This window comes from Nitrospirota bacterium, assembly GCA_030684575.1.
Taxonomy (GTDB): domain Bacteria; phylum Nitrospirota; class Nitrospiria; order Nitrospirales; family Nitrospiraceae; genus Palsa-1315.
In genome coordinates, this window is record JAUXVD010000008.1 from 1,012,241 (window position 1) to 1,038,215 (window position 25,975).

A 25,975-nucleotide genomic window follows, 5' to 3' on the forward strand; every position below is an offset into this window, starting at 1 on the left:
AAATGGTGTACTACGGGCTGCTACTATTTTTTGCATTAGAGTACATCCGTCCGTCGAGTTACCTGCCTGCACTCAACGCACTGCATTTGAATTCAATCGTCCCTCTCCTTGTCCTGATCGGGGCGATGTTTACCAAACGGGTTAAAATTGCAGATGTCCTGGCAAGCCCCAATGCCAGGTGGTTGATGTTTCTCCTGTCTCTCATCGTCGTTTCTGGTATGACTTCTGACGTCAAAATGTATGTGCTGATTGTCTTTGAAGCCGTGCTTGGGTATTTCTTCATGTTTGTCATTCTCAAGAAGGAACTCTATGACCTCGATAGGGTCAAGGGAGTACTCACGACTTTGATCGTGGTCCATCTGGTTGTCGGAGCTCTGACACCAGAAATGTTTTCGGGTGACGGGGAAAGACATTATATCGCCTCAGGTTCATTCCTGGGAGATGGCAATGACTTCGCGTTGTCGGTAAACATTATTATCCCGCTGTGCCTGTTTATGATGTCATCGTCCCAAGGGGTTGTTCGGAAGCTCTTCTATGCAAGCATCCTGGCCATTCTCATCATTTCCGTCGTGGCAACGCAATCAAGAGGGGGGATGGTCGCGTTAGCCTGCGTAGGGGTCTATTACTGGCTTAAGAGTAGCCGAAAGATTCTGGGAGTCGTTGGGATTCTAATCGTAAGCGCGCTTATTGTGTCTGTGGCACCGCCGCAATTTTTCGAGCGAATGGAAACGATGACCCAGACGGGTGACGAGATGGAGGGGTCTGCTCAAGGCAGGATTTTGGCATGGGGTGCTGCGATTAAAATGGTTTCGGACCATCCTATTCTTGGTGTCGGGGCGGGCCATTTCCCTGTTAAGTATGGAGTGGATTACCGGCCGGAAGGAATTGGGAAAAATGAGATTCCTTGGCAAACGGCACATTCATCGTATTTTCTTATTCTCGGCGAGTTGGGCATTCCTGGCATTATCTTTTTCTTGGCGATCATCATTTCAAATTTTCTAGCGGGTGAACGGATGTCGCGAGAAATGAAAACTCGATTGACCGAGCGCGATGTGACCTGCCGGAATCTGGTGATTGCGCTGAATGCGAGTTTGGTCGGATTTGTGGTTGGCGGAGCGTTTCTCTCGGCAACGTATTACCCTCATATCTATTTACTGGCGGGGCTTCTGGAGTGTGGGCGAGATCTGTGTAAGAAGACGCTCGCAGCAGAGACTGTAGATCTCGGCCCAGAGGGGAATGTGTCCCTGGCCTATCGGGGTGTGTCCGCATGAGGCCGGAAATGTCTTGGCCGCTCATTGGTCATAGCGAGGAGTGTAGATGATATCCGAGGCAAACCATTCCGCCAGTCGTCCGTCTGAAGGACAGCGCCCGAGAAAGTACAATCTCTTGATTGTCGTCTCTAACCTTTGGATTGGGGGGACCGAGGTCGTCATCCAAAATCTTTGTCATACCCTCGATCGCAGTTTATTCAATGTCAGTGTGTGTCATCTCAAGGAGCGTGGCAATATTGGAGATGATCTACATCGCGCAGGTGTGGACATCGTCGGGGTTCCTTCCTCAAAATTTTTCAAGAGAGCCAACTATTTTTCTTTTCTCGAGCTCTTGAAGGTCATCCGTAGTAAGGAAATTGACATCATCCATTCTCATACGACCTATTCTCTCACCGACTCCGCACTCAGCAAGCTATTTTGTCCGAGCGTCAAATTAGTGCATACGTTTCATTTTGGAAACTATCCTCATGATGACAAACGGCGGATGTTAATGGAGCGGATTTTTTCCAAGGTTGCGGATTGTTTAGTCGCAGTCGGCGATCATCAGCGGAAAACGATCGAGCAGGCCTACGGTGTGTCTTCGACCAAGATGAGGAAAATATGGAATGGTGTCACCCTGTCAGATGGGGGAGAAGCGTTTGACCTCCAGTCCGTCATCGGGACGGAGAAGCGGTTGGTGGTGGGAACGATTGCCACGCTGTATGAACAAAAAGGCATTACATTTTTGTTGGATGTCGCGGCCCGGCTAAAGAGTCAGGGGGAGAAGGTGGCGTTTATTGTGGCCGGTGAAGGGCCTCTTCGAAAAGAGCTTGAGCAAAAGTGCGAACGACTTGGTTTATCCGATACCGTGTATTTGATCGGTTGGGTCAAAGACGCGGCAGCGCGGTTAATCCCCAAACTTGACGTCTTCTTTCAGCCGTCTCTTTGGGAGGCCATGTCAGTGGTTGTGTTGGAAGCGATGGCCGCAGGGAAGCCAATCGTCGTCACTCGTGTCGGGGAGAACCCGCTGGTGATTGGCCATGATCGAGACGGCCTTCTTGTCGATCCCAGAAATATTGATCAGATGGTGAGTGCCCTGTCGCGGTTGATTCATGAGCCAGGGTTGGGAGCTCGACTCGGGGACGAAGCCAAGAAAACATTTTATCAGTCCTTTACTGCGGACCGGATGGCACGGGATTATGAACGGCTCTATTTGGAGGTTTTGGGGTGATCAACCAAACGCCTGGCCCCACATGCTGAGAGTGTTATTTCTCTCGCAAATCGTCCCGTATCCTCCTCACGGTGGTGTGCTTCAGCGTGGCTATAATCTGTTGCGTGAGCTAGGGCGCAACGCGCAGGTACATCTGCTGGCGTTCGTGCATCCTGATGTGCTTCCTACGGAGGCGTCGATTCAGGAGAGTCGGGCGGTTCTTCTCAAGTGTTGTGAGGCGGTGGAGTATTTCCCGCTTTGGCCCAAGGCTTCCTCGATTCATCGATTCGCAGGGCTGGCTGCGAGTGCATTATCTTCGAGCCCGTTCAGCGTGTTGGCACACCGATCAGCAGCGTTCCAGCGGCGTGTCTCCGAATTGATCGGTACACAGAAGTTCGATCTCATCCATGTCGATACCATAGCGCTGGCACAGTTTCTGGACAAGCAGCGGTCGATTGCCACGGTGGTTACCCATCACAACATTGAGTCGCAGCTGATGGAACGCCGGGCCGGTGCCGAGACAGGACAGCTTGCGAGGCGATTTTTGCAGCGGGAGACCCAGAAGTTACGCGCGTACGAGGCGGAGAAGGTTGGGGCGTTCGATGTCAATATTTTCGTCTCACAGACAGACGAGAAGACCCTCCTTGAACGAGTTCCGGGCCTCCGCACGGCCATTGTGCCCAATGGGGTCGATATTGAGTACTTCTCACCGAGTCAAGGGATAGACTCGCCGGCGCTTATCTATACGGGCGGCATGAACATGTTTGCGAATCGCGATGCTGTCATGTTCTTCCTGAGCGAGATTTGGCCCTTGATCAAGCAGCGGGTGCCGGACGTGCGGTTTTTTGCCGTCGGGCAAGATCCGCCGAAGGATCTCCTTGCGCTGGCAGCGAGCGACTCTCAAGTAATAGTCACTGGATATGTGTCCGATATTCGTCCGCTGGTCCGGGATGCATCAGTCTACGTCGTGCCTCTGCGCGTAGGAGGCGGGACGCGCTTGAAGGTCTTAGATGCGATGGCCATGGGCAAAGCGATGGTCTCGACCTCGATCGGTTGCGAAGGCCTCGACGTTCGCCCCGACGAGCATCTCTTGGTGGGCGATACCCCTGAACAGTTTGCGGAAAAGACCGTCATGTTGCTGGGAGATCGAAATCGCCGACTTGCGTTGGGGCGTGCCGCTCGCGAATTGGTCGAGCGCCGGTACTCCTGGCGCACGATCGGAGGACAGCTCCTGGATGCGTATCGTCGCGCAATGGAGAGCGGAGGGAAGGCGCGATGAATCGCTATTTAGCCGCGCTCTACAGTTTGGCCCCTGTTTGGGGGCAGAACCTGATCTTGACGGGATACAGCACCTTACTCGATCGTGAACGGTATGCCGGACGATTTGGCGAGTTTCGAGATTTGTTAGCCAAGGCTGAGTGGTTTTCGCGGAGCGAGCTGGAAGCCTATCAGGATGAGCGGCTTCGCACCATTGTGAAGCATGCCTATGAGACGGTTCCGTTTTACCGTCGCCGGTTCGACGAATGTAAGTTGAAACCGTCAGATATTCGAGGCCAGGGTGATTTGCCCAAGGTGCCGCTGCTGACTCGCGATGATGTCCGATCCCACTTTGATGACTTACGTTCCAGAAGTGTATCGCGTGGGTCGATGCGGACGGGTCATACGAGTGGGACGACCGGCACTCCGCTGACCGTCGGGTATGATGCCGATAATGTGTGGATGGCCTACGCGGCACTCGACCGGCATTATCGATGGGCAGGGTGCCGTCTGGCCAAGGATGGAGATCGAATCGGGGTCGTTCGTGGCAATGTCATCGTGCCGTTGGAACAGAAGGGGACGCCATTTTGGCGGATGAACCGGCGCCACAACCAGATGTTGCTGTCGTCGTTTCATCTCTCGAAACAGAATCTCCCGGCCTACTTCGATGCGTTAGCCCGTTTCCAGCCTGCGCTGCTCGACGGATATCCCTCGACGCTGTATGTGCTCGCCAAGTTTCTGCAAAGCCGGGGCGAGACCTTTCCCCTCCGCGCCGTGATTACGTCGTCCGAAACGCTCTACGATTTTCAGCGTCAGGTGATAGAGGAACGGTTTGCCTGCCGCGTGTTCGATTACTATGCGCTGGCCGAGCGGGTAGTGTTTTCCAGCGAGTGCGAGCGGCATGAGGGACATCACCTAGCGATGGAATATGGGGTCTCGGAGATCGTTGACAAGCACGGGCTCCCAACTCCGCTCGGCACTGTGGGCAAACTGGTCGGAACGAGCTTGCACAACATGGCGATGCCGTTGATCCGCTATGTGACGAATGACATGACGAGTCTGAGAGAGAAGTCCTGTTCCTGTGGGCGTGGTTTGAACATCATGGATGACGTGACGACGAAGGCCGAAGATGTGCTCACCTTGAAAGATGGACGGCTGATCTCCCCCTCTGTGCTGACGCATCCGTTTAAACCGCTTGATTGCATCGAGGGGTCGCAGATCGTGCAAACGGATTGTCAGACCGTGATCGTGAAACTCATTCCTGGTCCGACCTATACACCGGAGCATACGCACCATCTGATCACTGAGCTGAAGGCCCGTTTGGGACAGGATGTCCGGGTTGAGGTGCAGATGGTGGATCGGCTGGAACCGGCGGCAAACGGAAAGTTCAAATGGGTGACATCCCACGTTCCACTAGGTATCTGACCGGGCCAGTTCTTCCATTGGTTTGAAGAGAAGGGAACAAGACGTATGTGTGGCATAGTCGGCGTGGTCTATGCTGATCCTGCGAGGCGATGCGAGCAGGACCTTATCACGAAGATGCGAGACATCTTTGCTTACAGGGGGCCGGATGATGCTGGCCTGTATCTCGATGGGCCGGTAGGGCTCGGACAACGCCGGCTGAGCATCATCGACCTCGGTGGCGGGCACCAGCCGATGTCGAATGACGAGGGGTCGCTCTGTATCGTATTTAACGGTGAGATCTATAACTACCGCGTATTGCGGCAAGAGTTGATCGCGAAGGGGTACCGCTTTCGGACCGAGAGCGACACCGAGGTGATTCTCCATCTCTATGCCGAACGTGGAGAGGCCTGCGTCCATGCGTTGAACGGCATGTTCGCGTTTGCGATCTGGGACAAAAAACGCCGCCAACTATTTCTTGCCAGGGATCGCATGGGTGTGAAGCCTTTGTATTATGCCTCTACGCCTGGCGGCTTCATTTTCGGCTCAGAAATCAAGGCGGTCCTTGCGAGCGGGATGATTTCTGCTCGTTGCCGGGAAGAGGCCGTGGCCGAGTACATGCTTTTCCGTCAGGTCGCCGGTCCCGAGAGTCTGTTTCGCGATGTCATGAGTCTTCCTCCTGGCTGCACCCTGACGCTTCGCGACGACCAGACGAAGATCGCGCAGTATTGGTCTCCGAGGCCTTCCGGCGACCGGCAACAGATGACCTATGAGGACGCACGCCAGACCTTTGCCGATTTGCTTGAAGATTCCGTGAGGCTACGGCTGATCAGCGATGTGCCGGTTGGGACGTTTTGCAGTGGCGGGGTCGACTCCAGTCTCGTGACCGCGTTGGCCTCGAAACTCAAGGGAGGCCCGGTCAACACATTTTCGATCGGATTCGACGAACCCGAATATGACGAGAGTGTCTATGCGGCATTGGTGTCAAAGAAGTACGGAACCATTCATCACCCTCTCACTCTCAGCCATGTTGAGTTCAGTGAACTCTTTCCTCAGATGGTGTGGCAGAATGACGAACCCCTGAATTTTGCCAATTCGATTCAAATCTATGCATTAAGCCGTCTGGCCAAGCAGCATGTCACGGTGGTCCTGACCGGAGAGGGCTCGGACGAGTTGTTCTCCGGATATCCCCGCTATCGAATTCCAGGGATCGCATCCTTGTACCGGCGGATTCCTAGCGCTATACGAAGCCTGTTGAAGATGTGGGGCCGTGCAACCCGTGACCATCGAGTGGACAAGCTCGATCGCTACGTCGCCTGCTCTCCTGAGGAGACGTTAATGTACAACACGAGTGTATTGCGTCCGGAGGTCGTGGCGTCTGCTTGTCCGCGGATACTCAGCGCAAATCTCGATTATCGGCTGGCCTGTCTCAAGGGGACGGAGAATGTAGGGTTGGATGCGGTCGCCCGTTTGTCACTCCTCGATCAGGAATGTTTCCTCGTTTCCATTCTCAATCGGCAGGATAAAATGAGCATGGCGGCGAGTATCGAGTCGCGCGTTCCATTTATGGATTATCGGATTGTTGAATTTGCGAATAGTCTGCCGACTGCGTACAAGCTGAGAGCCGGGGTCGGCAAGGCTATTGTCAAGGATGTGGCGAGGACGTTCTTGCCAGCAGAAATCGTCGATCGACGCAAGTCTGGTTTCGGCGTTCCACTGGAGCGTTGGTTCCGGTCGAACGAGGGGATGGGAGCGAGGATGTTGGCATTTCCAGACCAGGCCGACGCTGATTTGTTCGATCGTGTGGCGCTCCGTCGAATCGTCACGGAGCATCGGTCTGGGACACATGACCATTCCGAGTTGCTGTGGACTGCGTTGAATCTACATGTCTGGCGTGAAACGTTTCATTGCTAGAGTCATGTGCGGAAATGCATTAGAGTACAGCAGCCGTTAACAATAGAAGGGACGATTGGACTTATTTCGAGTTGTTGAAGCCGACTCCTCAAGGGAGAATTGCTCAATAGTCCGTGATAAACCAAGAATCGACTGACATGGGACAACAAGGTCACGCACAGATACCAGTAGATGTCGCGCTTATTGGTTGTGGCAAGATGGGTGTGCATCACGCCAAAGCCATCAAGGCACATGGCGCAGGCCGCATCATCGCATTGGCCGATCCCTCCGGTGATCGGTCCAAATTGGACGGGCTGGTGCCCAAGGATGTGCCGTTTTTTACGTCCGTCTCCGACCTGCTCAAGTCTGTCAACCCGACAGTGGTCCATATCGCGACGCCACCTGCCACCCATGCCGACCTGGCAATGTTGTGCCTCTCACACGGTGCACATGTCTACGTCGAAAAACCGTTTACGCTTCGATTAGCCGATGCGGAGGCGGTGCTCGATGCCGCACGGCGTGCAGGTCGATCGGTCTGTGCCGGTCACCAGTTGTTGTATGAGTCGCCGGCGCGGGCCTTGGCGGCGGCGCTTCCGCTCATCGGCCGTGTGGTCCATGTGGAGAGTTATTTTTCGTTTAAAACGGTACGGAAGTCCAACGACGGACGATCTTTGCTGTCTCCGATCGATCAACTGCTCGATATTTTGCCGCATCCTGTCTACACCCTCCTCGACGCCTTAGGGGGAGCCGCCGGGACGGCACCGCAGCTGCAGTCGATGCTGGTCAGGCCTGAAGGGGAAGTGCATGCCATTCTGCAGGCCGGCGAGACTACGGGGGTATTGGTCGTTACGCTACGAGGACGGCCGATCGATTCGTATCTTCGTGTGGTGGGGACCAGCGGATCACTTCGCGCGGACTTCGTCAGGGGGGCGCTCACGAAGTTGCCAGGGCCTGGCACGTCAGCCGTGTCGATTCTTTCCAACCCCTATCGTGAAGGGATGCAGATTCTGATCGGATCGACTCGGGGGTTTGCCTCGCGTATTCTCCATAAAGGAAAGGGGTATCCAGGTCTGGCCGAGTTGATCGAAGCTTTTTATGACAGCGTTCGCCAGGGCACTCCGCCGCCGTTGTCTCCCTCTTCCATCCGTGAGACGGTTCGTCTGTGTGAACAGATCGGGGAGAAGTTGCGCAGCGCCAAGGCAGAATATGAGGTACGAGCGGAGGCGGACCTGGCCGCTCGCGAGCGGCAACTTTCGCCGACCGATGTGAAGAAGGGCCGCGTCTTGGTTACAGGAGGAACGGGGCTGCTTGGCCGTGCAGTCGTGGCTGAGCTTCGTCAATGCGGATGGCCGGTACGCGCGCTTGGGCGGCGCGTGCCTCCTCCGTCGGAGCGACAGGCTGGGGTTGAGTATATAGGAGCAGATCTTGGCGGGGACTTCGACGGGGCTGTCCTATCAGGAGTGGAGACCGTGGTGCATTGTGCGGCTGAGACTGCAGGGGGCAAAGAGGCCCATGAACGGAACTCGGTCCTGGCGACAAAGAATCTCCTCCATAGCGCGGCGAAGGCGTCGGTTAAGCGGTTTATCCACATCAGTAGCCTCGGGATCTTGAAGACCGGTAAAGAGATGGGGGGGCCGCTCGATGAGCGGACGCCGGTGGATGCTGGCAATCTGGCTCGCGGACCCTATGTCTGGGGCAAGGCCGAATCTGAACGTGAGGTAATGGAGCAGGGGCCTGCATTGGGTTTGACGGTGAAGGTCATCAGGCCAGGCCCGCTGGTCGATTTCTCAGATTTTGAACCACCCGGACGACTCGGTCGTGAGCTGGGACCCGTCTATGTCGCGGTAGGGCCTCGGTCGAGCCGACTGAGTCTGTGTGACGTGGGGACCGCTGCAAAAGTGATCCGGTCAACAGTGCAGGATATTGATGCCGCACCATCTGTGGTCAATCTTGTGGAGCCAGCTGCCCCCACGCGAGAGGAATTGCTTGCACTGTTGTTGAAGAAACGTCCAGATCTTAAGTCCATCTGGCTACCAGCGGTCGTGCTATCGTTGTTGTCGCCGATTCTTATTCTCCTCCAGCGAATCGTTCTGCGTGGCAAGACCCCGATTGATATCGCTGCGGCATTTTCCTCGGAACGCTATAACACCACAATCGCCGCTCAAGTAATTCAACGAGCCGGACAGACAACCAAGTCGAGGCTGACATGAACGAGTTGACCGAGAAGGCGGATGATGCGCACTCAGATTCAGCGATTCATCAGAAGTGGGTTGCGAATTATCGTACAGCAGAGATGCAGGCGTTTTATGAAATGGCATTTGACTTAATTGCCGAGCGCTTGAATGCTCCCACCGACTCAATGATCCTGGACGCAGGTTGCGGAAGTTGTGCCAAGTCGGTGCTGTTGGCTGCCAGAGGGTTTCGAGTGACTGCCAGCGACTACGCGGCCAACGCGTTGGAACTCGCTGCGGAAACAGTGCGCGAACGGGGCTTTCAGAATCGGATTACGTTGCAGCGAGAAGATATATTGGGGCTCTCGTTTCCCGATAGGTCATTTCCCTATGTCATCTGCTGGGGCGTGTTGATGCATATTCCCGATCTGCAACGAGCATTGGCAGAATTGGCACGGGTCGTAGCGCCGGGGGGCATGCTGGTCTTAAGCGAAGGGAATATGTACTCCATTCAGGCGGTGATAATGCGATGGCTCAAGAAGCTCCTCGGTCGTGAACGGGCCACGATCGACAGGGTTGCGGGAGGAATTGAGTATACTGAAAAGACGAGCCAGGGTGTTTTATTGACTAGGCAAACAGATATTCCCTGGCTTATTGCCGAATGTGAACGGCTGGGTTTATGCCTGAAGGCACGAGAACCTGGCCAATTTACAGAGCTATATGTGGCCGTGCCATGGCGGCCATTCAAGAGGTTTATCCATGCCTTCAACAAGGTATGGTTTCGATACATCAGGCTCGCCGGACCAGCATTCGGGAATATCCTTGTCTTTGAAAAGCCAAAATAGGTCGCAGAATATAGATTGGCTGATATGGAAGAATCGAATTCGTCGATTGGTTCCGCTGCAGAGATATGTGCTGGCGGTGGCTGTTAGTGCAATGAGCTCGTTTGTCCCAATGACGGTGAGCGGAGGTGAGTTGGGTGGCCTAGGGGGCAGCGCAGGGATGGATAAAATAGCGGTGGGCTCAAAAACTCTTGTGGTTCTTGGGGCTTCATATGCCGGAGGCTGGGATCCAAAGCAGCCGGTTGCCGGTTACCGAATAGTGAATAAAGGCGTGAGTGGGCAACAGTCGTTTGAGATGTTGGCTCGCTTCGAGGGCGAAGTGTCAGGGGTAAAGCCTGATGCGGTGATCATTTGGGGGTTCATCAATGATGTGTTTCGATCTGATCGAGCACAGATTGATGAGACCTTGAGGCGGACGAGGGAAAGCACACTGGCCATGGTGGAGCTGGCCAGAAAGTCTGGAATCAGTCCTATCCTCGCGACAGAGGTGACTATCAGGACCAAGGCTGGGTGGGTAGAAGCATTAGAGTCAATGATTGGAAGGATCCTCGGGAAGTCAAGTTATCAGGATTACATCAACGGGCATGTAATAGAGACAAATCGTTGGATTAAAGAGACGGCGGCTCGTGAAGGGATTCTCCTTTTAGACTTTGAAAAGGTGCTTGCTGATCAAAGCGGGCTACGTCGGAAAGAGTTTGCCTTGCCTGACGGGAGTCACATTTCCGTCCAGGGGTACGAGGCCTTGACCCAGTATGCCAAAAATCAATTACAGGCTGTACCCGGCATCCGTTAGTGTTCAATTCTGGCTTACTCCTCTCAGGCCCTAGGGAACGGCGCGTCGCATGTTTTATTCCCTTCTAGGGGCAGGAGATGATTGATACATCCCTCTCCTGAGACCTGTATTTGATTCTGACGTCATGATGAGAGCGTAGACCTTCTGTCACTCTCTGAAGAATTTGATGAGGGCCATCGGTTGTGCTCCGTTCCAGAAAGGATTTTCCCCGATGGGAGACCCCATGTCACAACGGACAGTGCGAGTGTTTACCGTAGTGCTATTGTTCGTTTCGACTGTGTTCTCAGTGGCTGTTGCCGAAGGTATCGCTCGATTTTTCATTCATCTCCCACAAGAGAGAATCTACCCACAGGTTCGCTACCAGGCGCATCCTGTCCGTGGATTTACCTTGCAGTCGGCCCAGACCGCCTATACGAAAGATCAGGTTGCAACCATAGATAGCCTTGGGTTTCGCGTCAATGGCGTACCTGCGTCCAAAAACATTCCAAAGCTTCGGATCCTCGCCCTCGGTGACTCCTTTACGTTTGGTTATGGAGTGGCTGATCGTGAGACGTGGCCAGCTGCTCTTGAACGGAAGCTTGGTCACACAGTTGAGATCATTAATGCGGGCACCACCAGCTATAACGTTTTTCATGAATTCGACATTCTCCGAGAAAAAGGGCTTGGACTAAAGCCTGGAGTCGTCATTCACGGGCTCTATTGGAACGATCATATGATGAATCGCCCGCCTCGTCCAACCGACCCGCCACTATTAACCGCGGATGGGCATTTCACGTGGGATGGAGATGATAATCCAGCGAGCGGTCCGTTTTGGTTGCGCGGAGTTCGTTGGCTGAAGGGCCATTCTGTTCTCGCCCATTCTGCGTTGATGCAGGCTAAGCGCTATATCACTTCTCCAGATTCAGGCGTTCACCTGTACGATCTTGAGTACCGTAAGCTCTTGGCAGGGGAGTTAGTGCCAGACGCGTGGCAGGTTGTCGATGATTTTTATCGAGAATTGAAGCAGCTAGGCGAAGAGTCCGGGTTTAGCGTCTATGTGATCATTTTCCCAGTTCGTGACATCATCACGATGCCGGATCCCGCAAACCATGTGTATCCCAAGTACATTCGTGAAATGTTGGATAGACACGGTATCCCGTATCTTGACGGGTTTGCGCTTTGGCACCAGGCGAAACTAGGTGTAGACCTGTTCCTCCCACACGACGATCACCTCGCAGCCGAAGGGTATCGCATCATTTCTGATGAAGTTGCCGCAATCCTTTGCTCTGATCGGGTATTAATAGAGAGGATTGGGAGTATTTGTCGTGACGATAGTGCTGTGAGCCACTGATCTGTCCCTAGAGTCTGGTCGGAGTATGCGTGTTACTGGTCCAGTCGGTCCTACGCAACCATGGAGTTCGCGCAGGAAGTCCTCATGTGATGAGAACGTTCACGGCCTTTCGACTAAGTCTGCCTACTATTGATATCGCGATGAGTTAACGCACAGCGTGGAAGGTTTAGAGGATGAGTATTGTCGTAACCGGCGGAGCAGGATTCATAGGGTCTAATTTTGTGCTCAACTGGCTTCGTCAGCAGGATGAGGTCATCATCAATGTAGATAAACTGACCTATGCAGGCAATCTTGAGAGCCTCGCGCCACTGCAAGGAGATGCGCGACATCAGTTTGTGCGAGGAGATATCGGTGACAGCGCGCTGATGGCCCAGCTACTCACCCGGCACAGACCCCGTGCCATTATTAACTTTGCGGCAGAGAGTCATGTGGACCGCTCCATCCATGGGCCGGAAGAATTCATTCAGACTAACATCGTAGGCACGTTCCGCTTGCTCGAAACCGTCCGTCAGTACTGGGCCGGTCTATCGGAGGAAGATCGGGCTCGGTTCCGCTTCCTTCACGTGTCTACCGATGAAGTCTATGGTTCGCTCGATCGTGATGAGCCTGCCTTTACGGAAGATCGTCGATACGAACCCAATAGTCCCTATTCAGCAAGTAAGGCAGCTTCCGATCACCTGGTCCGCGCCTATCATCACACTTATGGTGTGCCGGTTTTAACAACGAACTGCTCGAATAATTATGGTCCATTTCAATTCCCTGAAAAGCTGATTCCTCTGGTCATTCACAATGCGCTGGCAGGAAAACCATTGCCGGTGTATGGCGATGGCCAGCAGGTCAGGGATTGGCTCTTTGTGGAGGATCATTGCAGCGCAATTCGACGGGTGTTGGAGGCGGGACGCCTAGGAGAGACGTATAACATTGGGGGCGCAAGCGAACGGGTTAATCTGGAAGTGGTGCATACGCTCTGCAGAACATTGGACGAGCTCAAACCTAGGAGCGATGGGAAAAGTTATCAAGCACAGATTGCTTTTGTGAAAGATCGCCCTGGCCATGACCGTCGCTATGCGATCGATGCCAAGAAGATCGATCGGGAGCTGGGATGGAAGCCTGCCGAAACGTTCGAGACCGGTATGCGAAGAACCGTGCGCTGGTATCTGGATAACCAGCCGTGGGTTCAGCATGTGACAAGCGGGACGTACCGCTCATGGGTGGAGAAGCACTACAGCGCATGAAGATCCTATTGTTTGGAAAAGAGGGGCAAGTGGGTTGGGAGTTGCAGCGTTCATTGCTGACGGTGGGCGACATCGTCGCATCTGAACAACATGAACTGGACTTGGAAGATCCTGAGGCTGTGCGTGGGTGGGTCCGCCGTCACGAGCCGGATATCATCGTGAACGCGGCGGCGTATACAGCGGTGGATCAGGCAGAGTCAGACCAGGAGAAGGCACATCGGATCAATGCCGAAGCCGTTGGTGTCTTAGCGGAAGAGGCGAATCGGCTCAATGCCTGGTTGGTTCATTATTCGACAGACTACGTCTTTGATGGCGCAAAAAATGGGCCATATGTGGAGGACGATCTTCCCAACCCGCTGTCAGTCTATGGACGGACCAAACTTGCAGGAGAAGAGCGTATCAGGAATTGTCATGCGAAGCACATGATTTTTCGCACCAGCTGGGTCTTTGCCGCACGCGGGAAAAACTTTGCAAAGACGATGTTGCGCCTTGCCAAGGAACGGGAGAAGCTCAACGTCATTGCCGATCAGCATGGCGCGCCGACTAGCGCAGAGCTGATCGCCGATGTCACGGCTCTTGCCCTCCATCGGGCTGTGCACTGCGAGAACCCTACAGATGTGGCGGGTACCTATAACTTGGTGGCGCAAGGTGAAACGAGTTGGCATGGCTATGCGCAATACGTGGTCACCGTAGCACGAGAGAGAGGGATCGTCCTGAAGACCACCCCCGAAGAGATCTATCCGATTCAAACGGACGCCTATCCCTTGCCTGCAAAGCGGCCGCACAACTCACGACTCAGTGTGTCAAAACTCACCAGTGTATTCGATGTGCATCTGCCTGACTGGCATATCCAGGTCCGGAGACTCATTGAGGAGCTGGCCCTACAAGGTGGTCTATGAAACGTAGAGGCATTATATTGGCCGGTGGTACGGGATCCAGGCTCCATCCTGCAACCTTGGCCGTGTCCAAGCAGCTTCTCCCGGTCTTCGACAAGCCGATGATCTATTACCCGCTCAGCACGCTGATGCTTGCCGGGATTCGTGACATTCTCATTATCTCAACACCACAAGATACGCCTCGGTTTCAACAGCTCCTGGGAAGCGGTGAGCAATGGGGAGTGAACCTCAGTTATGCCGTGCAACCTTCCCCTGATGGTCTGGCGCAGGCCTTCATCATTGGCGAATCGTTTCTCGCCGGTGAGCCATCCGTCCTTGTGCTTGGAGACAATATATTCTACGGGCATGATTTTCCTCAGTTGTTAGGTCGCGCGATGAAGCGGGGCGGCGGGGCGACCGTGTTTGCCTACCATGTGCATGATCCTGAGCGGTATGGCGTGGTTGAATTTGACAGCAAGGGGCAGGCGATCAATCTTGAAGAGAAGCCTGCCGTTCCCAAGTCAAACTATGCGGTCACAGGTCTCTACTTTTATGATAGCCATGTCGTCGAATTGGCCAAACACCTGAAGCCTTCGGCAAGGGGAGAGCTAGAGATCACCCATCTCAACCAATTGTATCTGGATCAAGGCAATCTCCACGTCGAAATCATGGGGCGCGGCTACGCATGGTTGGACACCGGCACTCACGAGTCGGTGCTTGAGGCCAGTCAGTTTATTGCGACGATTGAACGGAGGCAGGGGCTCAAGGTGGCGTGCCCAGAGGAAATCGCCTATCGGAGCAGATGGATAGATGCGTCTCAATTGGAAAAGCTCGCGCAGGCTCTCGTGAAAAACGAGTATGGCCGTTATTTGCTGCAGGTATTGAAAGAGCCGCTATTCTGAAGCGTCGGCTTGGGTTGCCATTCGTATTTGGATACGTCTGATTTTTCCTTAAATGAGAGATGAAAGGGTGCGGGTTTAGTTATGCACATCATTCCGCTCGCCATACCGGAAGTATTGGTGATCGAGCCCCGTGTTTTCAAGGACGACCGTGGATTCTTTTTTGAAAGTTTTAACGGTAGAGCATTTGAAAAGGCTATTGGCAGACCGGTTGCGTTTGTTCAGGATAACCATTCCTATTCCTCAAAGAACGTGCTGCGTGGTCTGCACTATCAAATCAGGCAGCCACAGGGAAAGTTGGTTCGAGCCATAGCAGGAGTTATATTCGACGTGGCGGTGGATCTTCGCAAGGGGTCGCCGACATTTGGGCATTGGGTCGGGGATATCCTGAGTGCGGAGAATAGGAAGCAGATATGGGTCCCTGAGGGTTTTGCCCATGGATTCGCCGTGATGTCGGATCACGCCGAGGTCCTGTATAAAACTACGGACTATTGGTCGCCGGAAAACGAACGGTGTATTGTCTGGAATGACGAGACGTTAGGGGTTAAGTGGCCTATCGATGGGCCACCCATAGTCTCCTCCAAAGACGCCCGAGGTTCGACTTTGCAGACTGCGGAAGTTTTCGCCTGACTTTTCAGATGGGTTTTGCTTGTGATGCCATTGGCGCTGAGATCGTAGCTGTGGCCGCTGTCATAGATCTCGCTCGCATCTCTACTTCCTGGTACGGTGTTGTGTCCATTCCCCGTGAGTGCAAACTCTCGTGGCTCCGTGTGATTTAGGAGGGAAGGCAGGAATGGTCGAGCTTGAGGGTGTCGTGAAGTATCTGATCTTACCTTCGAGTATCGTCACGGTCGGTGTAGTTGTTAGTTTCGTTCTAGCCTGTATTCATTCAGTACGGCGATGGAGTATCGCAGCAGGGATCGTCGCATTAGTGGTATACGCCATTTTTGGGGCTGGGCCAGTTTCGTTCTTTTTATTAGGCTCTCTTGAATATCAGATTCCTCCTGCGACACCATTGGAGCAAAAGGCTGCTTCGACGATCGCGGTCCTCACCGGGTATGCCGAGTATGACTCCGACCATCCGCTGAGCAGCCAGGTTAACAGTGCTTCCGCATTTCGTCTGCTCGAAGCCCTTCAATTATTCCGATCCTCGCCGGATTCGACGGTGATTGTCAGTGGGGCAGGGGAAGTGGCTACGATCATGCGTGATGTGCTCGTGTCATCTGGAGTTCCTGCTGGCCAGGTTCTGGTTGATCCCGATTCGTTCAGTACCTTCGAAAGCGCAAAGCACCTTGCCCACACGCTTGCGGGAAGGCCATTTTTACTCGTGACATCGGCAGGGCATATGCCGAGAGCGATAGGAGTATTTCGGAAAGCTGGCACAAGCCCCCTTCCTGTCCCAACACACTATTTGACGAAGCGTAATGCGCTAGCCACCCAATATTTCCCGTCACCGACACATCTGGCCTACTCCGATCTGGCCATTTCTGAATACGCTGCGTTGGCGTGGTATTACATGAATGGTTGGATGTGACCTTGGGCCTAGGAGCTACTTGGTTTGTTCCTTGCGAGGCTTTGAGATATCTATGAATTTGATCATCAGCAATGAGTGAGTTGTTACCGTAAGAACTGATGCTGCTGGGCGTGAAAGTTTTCGAATCGATCGAATGATCAGGTATCGTTGGGAAAACGGAATCACCTGGAATATACTGTTGGGCTAATAGATGATAGAGGTACGATGAATCCTATTTTTCGCACGCTTGTGCTTACAAGCGGCCTCGACGATAAGAAACCATGGTGGTGGGACCACATTCCGCATGATCGGGCAGGGTGCCAACTTGACCACCACAAGATCCTGTTGGATCGTGGGAAAATATCCAGTGTGGCTTCCGTCCGATTCGTCGTATTTGTCGCTCAGGTCTTTTCTGTCTTGTGGCGTGCAAGACATAGGTATCACAATATTTTGACATTCGAGTGTGGATGGGAGTCGTTCCTGGTGTCAGTTTTTCAAACGCTGACATTGTCCCGTCGTCCGCGGCATGTGATACTGCAGTTTATCATGCGTGAGAAAGGTCAGAGTCTCTCATCGAGAGCTAAGTACCTTTTTATGCGCTGGTGCTTTTCCTCCGTGTATTTGTGCGTCTGTTCCTCTCGTGCGGAAATCTTATACTATCAGAAGGCGTTTACGTGGCCCAGCGCAAAGCTTTGCTTCGTTCCTCTTCATACCGATCCTCGTCTTTTAATTGGTGAGAGTGGCAAGAACGATGGATTTGTTCTTGCCGCCGGTCGTACGTTCCGTGATTACGGTACACTTCTCGATGCATTTCGGCAGATAGATGTGCCGTTACTGATCGTCGCTTCTCGATGGAACATTGATCCGAACGATCTCCCTTCAAACGTGAAGGTTGAATATGACGTGCCTGGCAGTGAGCTTATGGCCATGATGTCTCGATGTCTGGCGGTGGTCGTCCCGCTTGAAGAACGAATGATCTCGATAGGTCAAAGTGTTGTGCTTCAGGCCATGACGCTTGGGAAGGCAGTTATTGCGACGAGAGTGAATGGAACCGAGGACTACATTGATCATATGGAGACGGGGATTTTGGTCCCACCCAAGGACCCTGGAGCGATTCGAGATGCAGTCGCACTGCTTATTAAGAACGAAGGGCTTCGGCTGAAGCTGGGTCGTGCGGCTCAGGATCGTGTTAACCAGATGTATCTTCCTGCCCATTATGCAAAGGCTGTTTCAGATCGATTGCAGTCAATATGATGGTTTAGGTTGATCGAGAAAAATAATTAGAGTATGCCGTGCTCAGTGCCGCCGATGGTAAGTAATCACTGGACTGACTCAAATGAATGATATCAGGAAGAAGCTTTTCCGCATATGGGTGATTAGAGTCCTTGTATCGCTCGCAGTCCTTGCGCGCGGATTGATGTATTTATTTGTCGACCGGTTTAGGGGCATCTCTGATTTGTGCTGGGTGTATAGGGTGTCAGGAGTGAGCGGATTGAGGTGGGTTGCCTATAGGGTTGTGTCGGGATTCCTGCCGGAGAGGAACGCCGAGGGTAATCAGGTGGTCAGGGCATTTTTGGATAGTGATGCACCCATGTTGTGTAAGAAACGGTTTTTGGGGGAGAAGATCAATCTTGATTCCATGTTTCGAGACTTCATCATATTAAAGCCATGGTCTAAGGATGAAAAGGGAGTCTTGGTGTTGGAGTACAGTCAGAAATTCGATCTGTTTATTGCATTATTTGACCTTCAACGAATGATGAAAGATTACTATGTGGTTCTGGAGCCATGTTGGGCAGGATACTGTGATCCTAGTATTCTGATGTTCATGTCCTCCCTCAATGAAGTGATCGTTCAGTGTCCGGAGAGAAGTGATCTGGAATTCATTTCTGGCTTGAAGAGTAACCTTATCCCGATAGGTTTGGGTTCGTCGGACTGGATTGACTCAGAGCTATTTGCGCCTAAAGCGGAAGGCTCCTCGAAAGAATATGATTTGGTCATGGTGGCCAATTGGGCTAAGCACAAGAATCATCGGCAGCTATTTAAGGCCCTTCGCCACGTGAAACATCGACCGATTTCTCTTTTGCTAATTGGTGTCGATTGGGGTGGCCGTACGGACAAGGACATTGCCGCAGAAATGAACGAGTATGACCTCTCACACGTGAAGTTGGAAATTAGGAAAAGTATTCCAGCCAGTGAAGTCGCTGTCTGTCTTCGGAAATCAAAAGTCTTCTTGTTATTGTCTGAAAAAGAGGGAAGCAATCGGGCGATTGTGGAGGCGCTCTTTGCAGATATTCCCGCAATCCTGTATGAGAATTTTATAGGTGGCGCAAGAGGGAAGATTAACGAGCAAACTGGAGTTCTGTCATCCTTCGAGGAGCTTCATTTGAAGATTGATTATATGCTTGAAAGTTACGGGATGTTTACACCTCGAGCATGGGCTTTGGAGCATACCGGCTCGAAGAACGCTACAAGAAAACTAAACAGCTTGCTCAAGAGCATTGCAGTGTCCAAGGCTGAAAGATGGACGACGGACATCGTAGAGAAAGTTAATAATCCAAATTTTTCATATAAAGTTAAAGAGTCGATTCCGTTAGATCGGCAAGCAAGAGCGATCGCAAAGTCCTACTATAGATGATGAAGGTGGAAATCGACCTGGTCGTTGTCAGGCCTCCTCCGAGATCTCTCTCGCCAGAAACCGTTGTTGAGGAATCGTGTGTCGCCGGAGGTCGAACAGGCCTTTGTGCCGGTGGCGGTTGCCCAACCGGCGTGGGGCCACGTACGCGTGGTTAACGAACTCCGCAAGCAGGCGCAAGCAGGCCTTCACGATCTCCCACGCAGGCGTCCGGTGTATCTGGCTCCGGCATGATCTGGAGACGATGTGAAACGGCTGAAGGTGCTAGAAGCCAAGGTCGCCAGGCAGTCCTGGTGCTGACGGACGCCCAGGTCGTGGCCTTGGAGAAGACGAAGACGGACAAAGAAGCCCACGGCGAATTCGAGAGCGAGTGCCCGGGCTACTGCGGGGCCCAAGACACCTTCATCTGTGGAGACACAGAAGGGCGTTGGCCGGATCTATCAACAGCCGTTCATCGATACATCCAGCAACGTTGGGTTCGCGAAACTGTATGATCGCAAAACGCGAGTGATGGCCGCTGATCTCTTGAATGATCGGGTACTCCCGTACTTCGAGCAGCAGGAGATTCCGTTGAGCCGAGTGCTGACCGACCGCGGGACCGAGTACTGTGGGGCACCCGAGCGCCATGAATATGAACTCTACCTGGTCGTGAGGAATATCGACCATGCCAGAATGAAGATACGATATCCCCAGACCAACGGGATCTGCGAGCGTTTTCATAAAACCATGCTCAATGAATTCTGCCGGGTCACATTTTGGAAGAAGATCTATTGGACGCTGGAGGCGCTGCAGCTTGATCTCGATGCGTGGGAGGAGGAGTACAACCAGCACCGCCCGCATCAAGGATGCTGGTGATATGGCAAGATGCTGATGCAAGCGTTCAGGGATCGTGTGTCGTTGGCGAAGACGGAAATCCTAGCACCGCAAACCCGGTGAGGACTCGCTGGCGGTCAGATGAAATCTTGAATTATACAAGTTCCGTCCAACTTCTAAGTGCTAGGCGAGTATGATGGATCCAGTTAGTTCGTTGCCCGCGATTGCGTCTTTGCTCGTAGCAGTGGCCACATCGTTCGTTCTTGTAAAGCGTTTTGGGGCTCCTCCTAGTGAGGGGCGCTATGCTTCGATTGATGGCTTGCGAGGGTACCTCGCATTTTTCGTTTTTCTCCACCATTCATGTGTGTGGTATTTTTACTTGAATACGGGGCGGTGGGAACTGCCACCTTCAAACCTGTACTCTCATTTTGGTCAAAGTAGCGTCGTGCTCTTTTTTATGATTACAGGATTTCTTTTCTTTTCGAAGCTTATTGCCGGAAGAACGAGTCCGGTCGACTGGGGAAAGCTGTTCGTTTCGCGATTTCTTCGCCTGACACCTCTGTACGTCTTTGTGGTACTTTTGCTATTCGTGACAGTTGGATATTTGTCCGGTGGTACCGCGAATGAGTCCACGTCTAAGTTGATGGTAGGGGCCGTGAGATGGCTGGGATTTACAGCTTTTGGCGGACCGAACCTCAACGGCGTCGAAGATACCTATGTTATCGTTGCAGGGGTTATGTGGACGCTGGCATATGAATGGCTTTTTTACTTCTCTCTCCCCCTTCTCGCCCTTACAGTGGGGGTAAGAGCGCCACTCACCTACCTTGTGCTCAGCGGTACGATCGTGTTAGGAGCGATCATTTTATTTTCGACCGTAAAGCATCCATCAATCACACTCCTAGTTGCATTTCTTAGCGGCATGGCAGTCTCTGTATTGGTTCTATCTGAGCCATTCCGTAAGTATTCAAAAGGAATGATTCCATCATTTGCTATTGTGGGCTGTCTCGCAACAGCAGTCGCTTTGTATTCAACCCCGTATAGCCCCGGTCCACTCTTTCTATTATTCGTAGCTTTTTCCCTCATCGCTTGCGGGAATGACCTATTTGGTATCCTGCGAAGCCCTGTCTCTCGCGTCATAGGTCAGATGGCGTATAGCATCTATTTGCTGCACGGAATCATTTTATTTGCCATTTTTAGTATTATCATCGGAATGGTGGAGTCTAAAGGACTCTCTCCTGCGGTGTTCTGGTTCATTATTGTCGGGATTACACCAGTGCTACTGCTTTTGTCGTTCTCTACGTTTTGCTGTATTGAGCGGCCCGCGATGCATAGCACAGCTGTATTCACGGCGTGGCTTCGATCTCGCCATTTCGTATCTTCTAAGGCTCAAGCTGTCGATCTCCCTCCCCCCAGGGATTAGGCAGTGGGCTCCCCCTTAAAAGTGGACGGTTTGTAGTGAGGCGTTACGGCCCCAGCCACCCATCCTGCCTCACGCGGTTTTGAATAACTCGCCGAAGGAACAATCGGCTTTGCAGGATGGCGTAGGAGCCATGAGCTCGATCCGCTGATGACCAACTGGTCGCTCTGAATATTGAGGCACCCGTGGTTTTGTCGGAGACCGTGAGCGTCTCGTCTCATGCGATCACGGCTTCGATAGACAAGTCGCTACACTAAATGCCAACGGCAAGTCTCCCCAACTCATTGACACGTTCCGGATGGTCTGCTGCCGGTTTCAAAGACACCGAGTGCGGTGTATGAATGAAGCCGGAGATAGGTCATGGAGCGACGGGGGTTTACGTGAGAGTTCAACATTGAGGTGGTGAAGTTCATCCAGGAGCGCGGGATGACGGTGTCGCAAGCCGCGCGTGATTTTGACGTACATGGGGCGGTGTTGCGTTGATCGCCTGAATCTACTGCGGCCTGCTTCGAGAAATAGGCGTTGTGAAGTTCGCCTTTATCTCGACCCACCGAGGAGTCTGGCCGGCAGGATGGCTGCGCGAGGCGCTTGGGGTCTCGCTGGCCGTCTTTTTTGACTGGCGGACCAGGTCGACGAACGCCGTGGCGCCGAATGTACTTGATCGCACGCTCTCGGCCGCCAATCGCAAATGGGGCGCTGGCTTTACCTGCCTCTGGACCGCCGAAGGCTGGTTCTACGTGGACGCGGTGGTGGATCTGTTCTCGCGCCGGGTCATCGGCTGGCCCATGCATGCGACAAGACTATGCGACTTGTACCGATGCCCTTGTGATGGCGATCTGGCGGCGTGGTAAGCCCGCGGCGGTCCTGCATCACTCTGATCGAAGGAGCCTGTACACCAGTGAGTCCTTCCATCGGCTCCTGGCCGGCCACGGCGTAATTGTAGTATGAACCGAGCCGGCAACTGCTTGGACAATGCCGTGGTGAGATCTCCTTCTCCTCGCTCAAGACCGAACGCACAGCGGCTAAACGTATCGTACGCGAGGCCAAGTCAAGGCGGACGTGTTCAATTACATCGAACGTTTCTATAATCCCAGGCGACGGCACTCAACGTTGGGGTATCTCAGTCCGATGGAGTTGGAGCGACAGGCGGAATTAGCGTAGAGCGGTGTCGACGAAATCGGCAGCAGCCATTGGGCCGTTCTTCGGATAAGCTGGGGTTTTGTGTGTGCAATATGGGGAGCTAAGCTGCTTAGGGGCTGAAGGAGTTTTCATGCACTAACGGCAACGTATGGACTACGATTCAACCATGACGTGGCCGCATGTCTCAGTGGTGTCCCGCTAAAAGCGAATTTTTTATTAATGTTTTCAGTTGCTTGCAGTTATGTGCACAGGGATGGTTGGGCAAGAGACATCATCGTCCTATTTATACAGGTTTTGCGTACAGCCATTGTCGGTACAGCGCGGATATGATCTGTAACTGGATGAATTTAAATCAATATTTCATGACAGTATTGTTCGGGATTTCTTTTGCAGCCTGGCACTTATATTGCGTATGAGATATGCGTTACGGGACTACGGGGTATTGTCCCCATTGACAGCTGTTGAGTTATTATAATTACGTGGGTTATTGGCGCAAGGCAAAGATAGAGAGGAACACCATGAGACTAGATAAGTTCACGATCAGAATCCATTCAGTTGCTTTTGTAATGACCTTAATGTGCGCTCTTCCATTCGGTGCCGAGGCGAAGACGCTCTATGTGAATAGTGTAACAGGCAATGATTCGACCACTTATGCGAACAATAGTCAGAGTAGTGCCTGGCGAACCATTGGACGAGCTTCATGGGGAAGCACGAGCTATTCATCTCCCAACGCTAATCAAGCCGCACGGGCAGGCGATACGGTGATTGTTGCGGCTGGGACCTACTGGGAAGGGGGGGATCCGCAAGGCGGGCGATTTTCCGTATCGCTCAATCCCGTCAATAGTGGAGCCTCAGGCAGTCCTATCACCTTTCGTGGGGAGGGAACTGTTTATGTCAGGATACTGGCATCGTATCGGGGGGGCATGATTGGGTGTTCGTCCCGCGACTATATTATCTGGGATCATTTTGTGATTGATGATTACTATGGTGGGAGTACTTCAGATACAGGGCCGGTGGTTTTTTTCACCTCGCACCATTGCCAACTTGTTAATAGTGAGGTGATCGCACATCGAGGCTCTTATTACCATGGCTATCCGATTTTTGATGCCAATTACCGAGGTGTAAGCCTTGAGCCTGCCTATTTTACAACGATTAGGAATAACCGCATTCATGGGTTTAATGGGGCTGCTGGCGGGATTCTTTCCTACGACAGTGATGATAACATCATAGAGTACAATGAAGTGTATGACTCAAAGATTTGCATTTACTTTAAGGGCATGCACGTAGGATATACCATGGCTCGTAATATCATTCGTTTTAACTATGTTCACGATTGTATGAGGGGTATCCAGACTGAGAGTACGCAAGATACCCTCATCTACCAAAACGTGGTCGTGAATAGCTCGAGCGCAGGGTTATACGCAGGGGCTCTGGGCGGTCCTACTCGTTCACGATTTATCAATAATACCGTGTACCAAAGTGCTGAGGGGAGCGCGTTCTTGATCGGGACCATCATGATAGATGTGCAGTTTCAGAATAACATTTTCAGCAATGCGCCTGCGGCATTTTCTAGTTGGACGACCGCTAACCCTGGTCTCCAATCGTTTACAGCCAATCGTAATTTATACTTTAACCAATCAACCCATGCTGGATATGCCAGCGCTTCCGTTTCTTTTTCATCTATGCAAAGCACATACGGGAAAGATATCAACTCTATAAATGGTCAAAATCCACGTTTTGTCAGCCCCGCGACTACTGGTGGCGATTTCCATTTGCAGAGTGGCTCTCCTGCGCTCACTCTAGGGCTTGATGTTCTGGATCTCAACCGCAATGGAAGCGTAACGGATCTTGTTCCGGCAGGTGCCTATGTCACTGGAACTGAGGTTATTGGTCTTCTTTCTGGGGCATCAGATGTTTCCGCGCCAGCGCCTCCATCAGGTGTTACGGTTACGATTCAATAGGTTCCCTGCTCTCTCTTGAGCCGCTCTGCCAGGGACGCTTCTATCATCAGGAGTGTCTCTGGCTTCTAGTGGACTGTAATGCTTGAAATGGTAGCATCATGCGCCTACGGAGGACGTGATGACGGGTTCTACCCCATTTCCACGGACGGTTGAGTTAAGAGTTGCTCCCCCTGTTGCTGTTGATCGAGTCTCCGCCGCTGCCGGGGATTGTGCCAGCGCTCGATGTAATCAAAGATATCCGCTCTCGCCTCGGCTCTCGTTTGGTACTGCCGCCGATTGACCCGCTCCCGCTTGAGGACGCCAAAGAAACTTTCTGCCGCGGCGTTGTCCGCACAACTGCCCACCGTGCTCATGCTACAAGTCACCTGGTGGGCCGCCAGGAACTGCTGGTATTCTGCTGAGGTAAACTGGCACCCCCGATCGGAATGAAGAATGACCGGGGTACGGGTGGGCCGCTGCCAGATCGCCATGAGGACGGCTTGGACGACCAGTTGGCCATCTTGCCGCGCACTCATAGACCAGCCCACCACGAGCCCTGAATACAAATCGAGGACGATACACAAGTACAACCAGTGTTCGGCGGTCCGCACATAGGTGATATCGGTGACCCATTTGGTATTAGGCGCGGTGGCGGTGAAGTCTCGCTCCAAATGGTTGCGGGTTCCAGCCGGAGGTGTCCCGGACGGCTTGGTGCGCCAGCGTCGCCGCTGCGGGAGGCCGCGCAAGCCAGCTCGGCGCATCAGGCGGGCCACCCGGTGGCGCCCACATCGTTCACCGGCGTACCGCAGATCCTCCCAGATCCGCGGACTCCCAATGACGCCGTCGGAATCAGCATGGAGCTGACGAATCCGGGTGAGGATCCGAGCGTTCTCCTGGGTTCGTGCACTCGGCACCCGCGTCGCCCAGCTATAATACCCGCTGGCCGACACGCGCAAACACCGACACATCAATCGGATGGGAAAGGCGTCGCGGCAGCGTTGGATCATCCGGAACTTCACTTCGACGCTCTCGCGAAGAACGCTGCCGCTTCTCGTAAAAAATCCCGCTCCTTCGTCACCCGGGCCAACTCGCGACGGAGCTGGCTCACCTCTTCATCGCGGGATCGCCCGTGGCCGACAAACGCCAGCTTGGGCTCCTGACGCAACTCGCGGGACCACCGTCCCAGGACAGTGGCCCCGATGCCGAGGTCTGCGGCAATCTGGCGTACCGTCACCCCCGGGGACTCCAACATCGCCACTGCTTCACGTTTGTACTCAGCTGAAAACTTCCGTCGTGCTCCCATGACACCCCTCCTGGCTCATTATGAGCCGTAATCAGGTGTCCGTAAAAGTGGGGCAGAACCC

At 53.1% G+C, this 25,975-nt stretch carries 19 protein-coding genes and 2 pseudogenes; 20 read left to right on the plus strand and 1 reads right to left on the minus strand.

Going from position 1 to position 25,975, the window contains the following annotated elements; genetic code table 11:
• Positions 1 to 2: 2 nt before the first annotated feature.
• From Q8N00_07980 to Q8N00_08075, 20 genes and pseudogenes are all read left to right on the plus strand, one after another.
• Positions 3 to 1,271 (plus strand): O-antigen ligase family protein, encoded by a 1,269-nt coding sequence (locus Q8N00_07980; protein ID MDP2382731.1) that lies wholly within the window; start codon positions 3 to 5, stop codon positions 1,269 to 1,271.
• Positions 1,272 to 1,317: 46 nt separating this feature from the next.
• Positions 1,318 to 2,481, plus strand: coding sequence for a glycosyltransferase family 4 protein (locus tag Q8N00_07985; GenBank protein MDP2382732.1), 1,164 nt, complete (start codon positions 1,318 to 1,320; stop codon positions 2,479 to 2,481).
• A gap of 22 nt (positions 2,482 to 2,503) precedes the next feature.
• Positions 2,504 to 3,739, plus strand: a complete 1,236-nt coding sequence (locus Q8N00_07990; GenBank protein MDP2382733.1) for a glycosyltransferase — start codon at positions 2,504 to 2,506, stop codon at positions 3,737 to 3,739.
• A complete protein-coding gene (locus Q8N00_07995; protein MDP2382734.1) occupies positions 3,736 to 5,142 on the plus strand; it encodes a hypothetical protein in 1,407 nt (468 codons plus the stop codon). Before Q8N00_07990 ends, Q8N00_07995 begins: the two co-directional genes overlap by 4 nt.
• A 45-nt stretch (positions 5,143 to 5,187) precedes the next feature.
• Entirely contained in the window at positions 5,188 to 7,032 is a 1,845-nt protein-coding gene (gene asnB, locus Q8N00_08000; protein ID MDP2382735.1) for an asparagine synthase (glutamine-hydrolyzing), read from the plus strand.
• A 137-nt stretch (positions 7,033 to 7,169) separates the two neighbouring features.
• Positions 7,170 to 9,221, plus strand: a complete 2,052-nt coding sequence (locus tag Q8N00_08005) for a Gfo/Idh/MocA family oxidoreductase (protein MDP2382736.1) — start codon at positions 7,170 to 7,172, stop codon at positions 9,219 to 9,221.
• On the plus strand, positions 9,218 to 10,027 hold the full coding sequence (locus Q8N00_08010; GenBank protein ID MDP2382737.1) for a class I SAM-dependent methyltransferase: 810 nt from the start codon (positions 9,218 to 9,220) through the stop codon (positions 10,025 to 10,027). Before Q8N00_08005 ends, Q8N00_08010 begins: the two co-directional genes overlap by 4 nt.
• A 109-nt stretch (positions 10,028 to 10,136) precedes the next feature.
• On the plus strand, positions 10,137 to 10,817 hold the full coding sequence (locus Q8N00_08015; protein MDP2382738.1) for a GDSL-type esterase/lipase family protein: 681 nt from the start codon (positions 10,137 to 10,139) through the stop codon (positions 10,815 to 10,817).
• Between the two features lie 223 nt (positions 10,818 to 11,040).
• Positions 11,041 to 12,147, plus strand: coding sequence for a GDSL-type esterase/lipase family protein (locus Q8N00_08020; protein MDP2382739.1), 1,107 nt, complete (start codon positions 11,041 to 11,043; stop codon positions 12,145 to 12,147).
• 173 nt (positions 12,148 to 12,320) lie between these two features.
• Positions 12,321 to 13,382 carry a dTDP-glucose 4,6-dehydratase gene (gene rfbB / locus Q8N00_08025; protein MDP2382740.1) on the plus strand — a complete coding sequence of 354 codons (1,062 nt, stop codon included), beginning with the start codon at positions 12,321 to 12,323 and terminating at the stop codon, positions 13,380 to 13,382.
• Positions 13,379 to 14,281 (plus strand): dTDP-4-dehydrorhamnose reductase, encoded by a 903-nt coding sequence (gene rfbD / locus Q8N00_08030; protein MDP2382741.1) that lies wholly within the window; start codon positions 13,379 to 13,381, stop codon positions 14,279 to 14,281. Before rfbB ends, rfbD begins: the two co-directional genes overlap by 4 nt.
• A complete protein-coding gene (rfbA, locus tag Q8N00_08035; GenBank protein MDP2382742.1) occupies positions 14,278 to 15,159 on the plus strand; it encodes a glucose-1-phosphate thymidylyltransferase RfbA in 882 nt (293 codons plus the stop codon). The genes rfbD and rfbA overlap by 4 nt, the downstream gene beginning before the upstream one ends.
• A gap of 81 nt (positions 15,160 to 15,240) precedes the next feature.
• On the plus strand, positions 15,241 to 15,786 hold the full coding sequence (gene rfbC / locus Q8N00_08040; GenBank protein ID MDP2382743.1) for a dTDP-4-dehydrorhamnose 3,5-epimerase: 546 nt from the start codon (positions 15,241 to 15,243) through the stop codon (positions 15,784 to 15,786).
• 163 nt (positions 15,787 to 15,949) lie between these two features.
• On the plus strand, positions 15,950 to 16,690 hold the full coding sequence (locus Q8N00_08045; protein ID MDP2382744.1) for a YdcF family protein: 741 nt from the start codon (positions 15,950 to 15,952) through the stop codon (positions 16,688 to 16,690).
• A gap of 204 nt (positions 16,691 to 16,894) precedes the next feature.
• Entirely contained in the window at positions 16,895 to 17,923 is a 1,029-nt protein-coding gene (locus tag Q8N00_08050) for a glycosyltransferase family 4 protein (GenBank protein ID MDP2382745.1), read from the plus strand.
• Positions 17,924 to 18,152: 229 nt separating this feature from the next.
• The gene (locus Q8N00_08055; protein ID MDP2382746.1) at positions 18,153 to 19,304 is read left to right on the plus strand and encodes a glycosyltransferase; all 1,152 of its coding nucleotides are present in this window, start codon (positions 18,153 to 18,155) and stop codon (positions 19,302 to 19,304) included.
• Positions 19,305 to 19,340: 36 nt separating this feature from the next.
• A pseudogene (locus Q8N00_08060) lies at positions 19,341 to 20,153 on the plus strand (integrase core domain-containing protein).
• Positions 20,154 to 20,307: 154 nt separating this feature from the next.
• Positions 20,308 to 21,534, plus strand: coding sequence for an acyltransferase (locus Q8N00_08065; GenBank protein ID MDP2382747.1), 1,227 nt, complete (start codon positions 20,308 to 20,310; stop codon positions 21,532 to 21,534).
• Between the two features lie 390 nt (positions 21,535 to 21,924).
• A pseudogene (locus Q8N00_08070) lies at positions 21,925 to 22,692 on the plus strand (IS3 family transposase).
• 497 nt (positions 22,693 to 23,189) lie between these two features.
• Positions 23,190 to 24,632, plus strand: coding sequence for a right-handed parallel beta-helix repeat-containing protein (locus tag Q8N00_08075; GenBank protein ID MDP2382748.1), 1,443 nt, complete (start codon positions 23,190 to 23,192; stop codon positions 24,630 to 24,632).
• Positions 24,633 to 24,760: 128 nt separating this feature from the next.
• On the opposite strand, the gene Q8N00_08080 is transcribed toward Q8N00_08075, so the two are convergent.
• Positions 24,761 to 25,914, minus strand: a protein-coding gene (locus Q8N00_08080) for an IS3 family transposase (GenBank protein MDP2382749.1) whose coding sequence is annotated in 2 segments (ribosomal slippage) — positions 24,761 to 25,665 and positions 25,665 to 25,914 — 1,155 coding nt in all. Because the reading frame shifts where the segments join, the coding sequence is not laid out codon by codon here.
• Between the last annotated feature and the right edge of the window lie 61 nt (positions 25,915 to 25,975).

What these genes read in the sequence shown, in the direction of transcription:
- Q8N00_07980 (MDP2382731.1), top strand. Translation starts at nt 3, where the DNA reads ATGGTGTACTACGGGCTGCTACTATTTTTTGCATTAGAGTACATCCGT.
- Q8N00_07985 (MDP2382732.1), top strand. Translation starts at nt 1,318, where the DNA reads ATGATATCCGAGGCAAACCATTCCGCCAGTCGTCCGTCTGAAGGACAG.
- Q8N00_07990 (MDP2382733.1), top strand. Translation starts at nt 2,504, where the DNA reads ATGCTGAGAGTGTTATTTCTCTCGCAAATCGTCCCGTATCCTCCTCAC.
- Q8N00_07995 (MDP2382734.1), top strand. Translation starts at nt 3,736, where the DNA reads ATGAATCGCTATTTAGCCGCGCTCTACAGTTTGGCCCCTGTTTGGGGG.
- asnB (MDP2382735.1), top strand. Translation starts at nt 5,188, where the DNA reads ATGTGTGGCATAGTCGGCGTGGTCTATGCTGATCCTGCGAGGCGATGC.
- Q8N00_08005 (MDP2382736.1), top strand. Translation starts at nt 7,170, where the DNA reads ATGGGACAACAAGGTCACGCACAGATACCAGTAGATGTCGCGCTTATT.
- Q8N00_08010 (MDP2382737.1), top strand. Translation starts at nt 9,218, where the DNA reads ATGAACGAGTTGACCGAGAAGGCGGATGATGCGCACTCAGATTCAGCG.
- Q8N00_08015 (MDP2382738.1), top strand. Translation starts at nt 10,137, where the DNA reads ATGACGGTGAGCGGAGGTGAGTTGGGTGGCCTAGGGGGCAGCGCAGGG.
- Q8N00_08020 (MDP2382739.1), top strand. Translation starts at nt 11,041, where the DNA reads ATGTCACAACGGACAGTGCGAGTGTTTACCGTAGTGCTATTGTTCGTT.
- rfbB (MDP2382740.1), top strand. Translation starts at nt 12,321, where the DNA reads ATGAGTATTGTCGTAACCGGCGGAGCAGGATTCATAGGGTCTAATTTT.
- rfbD (MDP2382741.1), top strand. Translation starts at nt 13,379, where the DNA reads ATGAAGATCCTATTGTTTGGAAAAGAGGGGCAAGTGGGTTGGGAGTTG.
- rfbA (MDP2382742.1), top strand. Translation starts at nt 14,278, where the DNA reads ATGAAACGTAGAGGCATTATATTGGCCGGTGGTACGGGATCCAGGCTC.
- rfbC (MDP2382743.1), top strand. Translation starts at nt 15,241, where the DNA reads ATGCACATCATTCCGCTCGCCATACCGGAAGTATTGGTGATCGAGCCC.
- Q8N00_08045 (MDP2382744.1), top strand. Translation starts at nt 15,950, where the DNA reads ATGGTCGAGCTTGAGGGTGTCGTGAAGTATCTGATCTTACCTTCGAGT.
- Q8N00_08050 (MDP2382745.1), top strand. Translation starts at nt 16,895, where the DNA reads ATGAATCCTATTTTTCGCACGCTTGTGCTTACAAGCGGCCTCGACGAT.
- Q8N00_08065 (MDP2382747.1), top strand. Translation starts at nt 20,308, where the DNA reads ATGATGGATCCAGTTAGTTCGTTGCCCGCGATTGCGTCTTTGCTCGTA.
- Q8N00_08075 (MDP2382748.1), top strand. Translation starts at nt 23,190, where the DNA reads ATGAGACTAGATAAGTTCACGATCAGAATCCATTCAGTTGCTTTTGTA.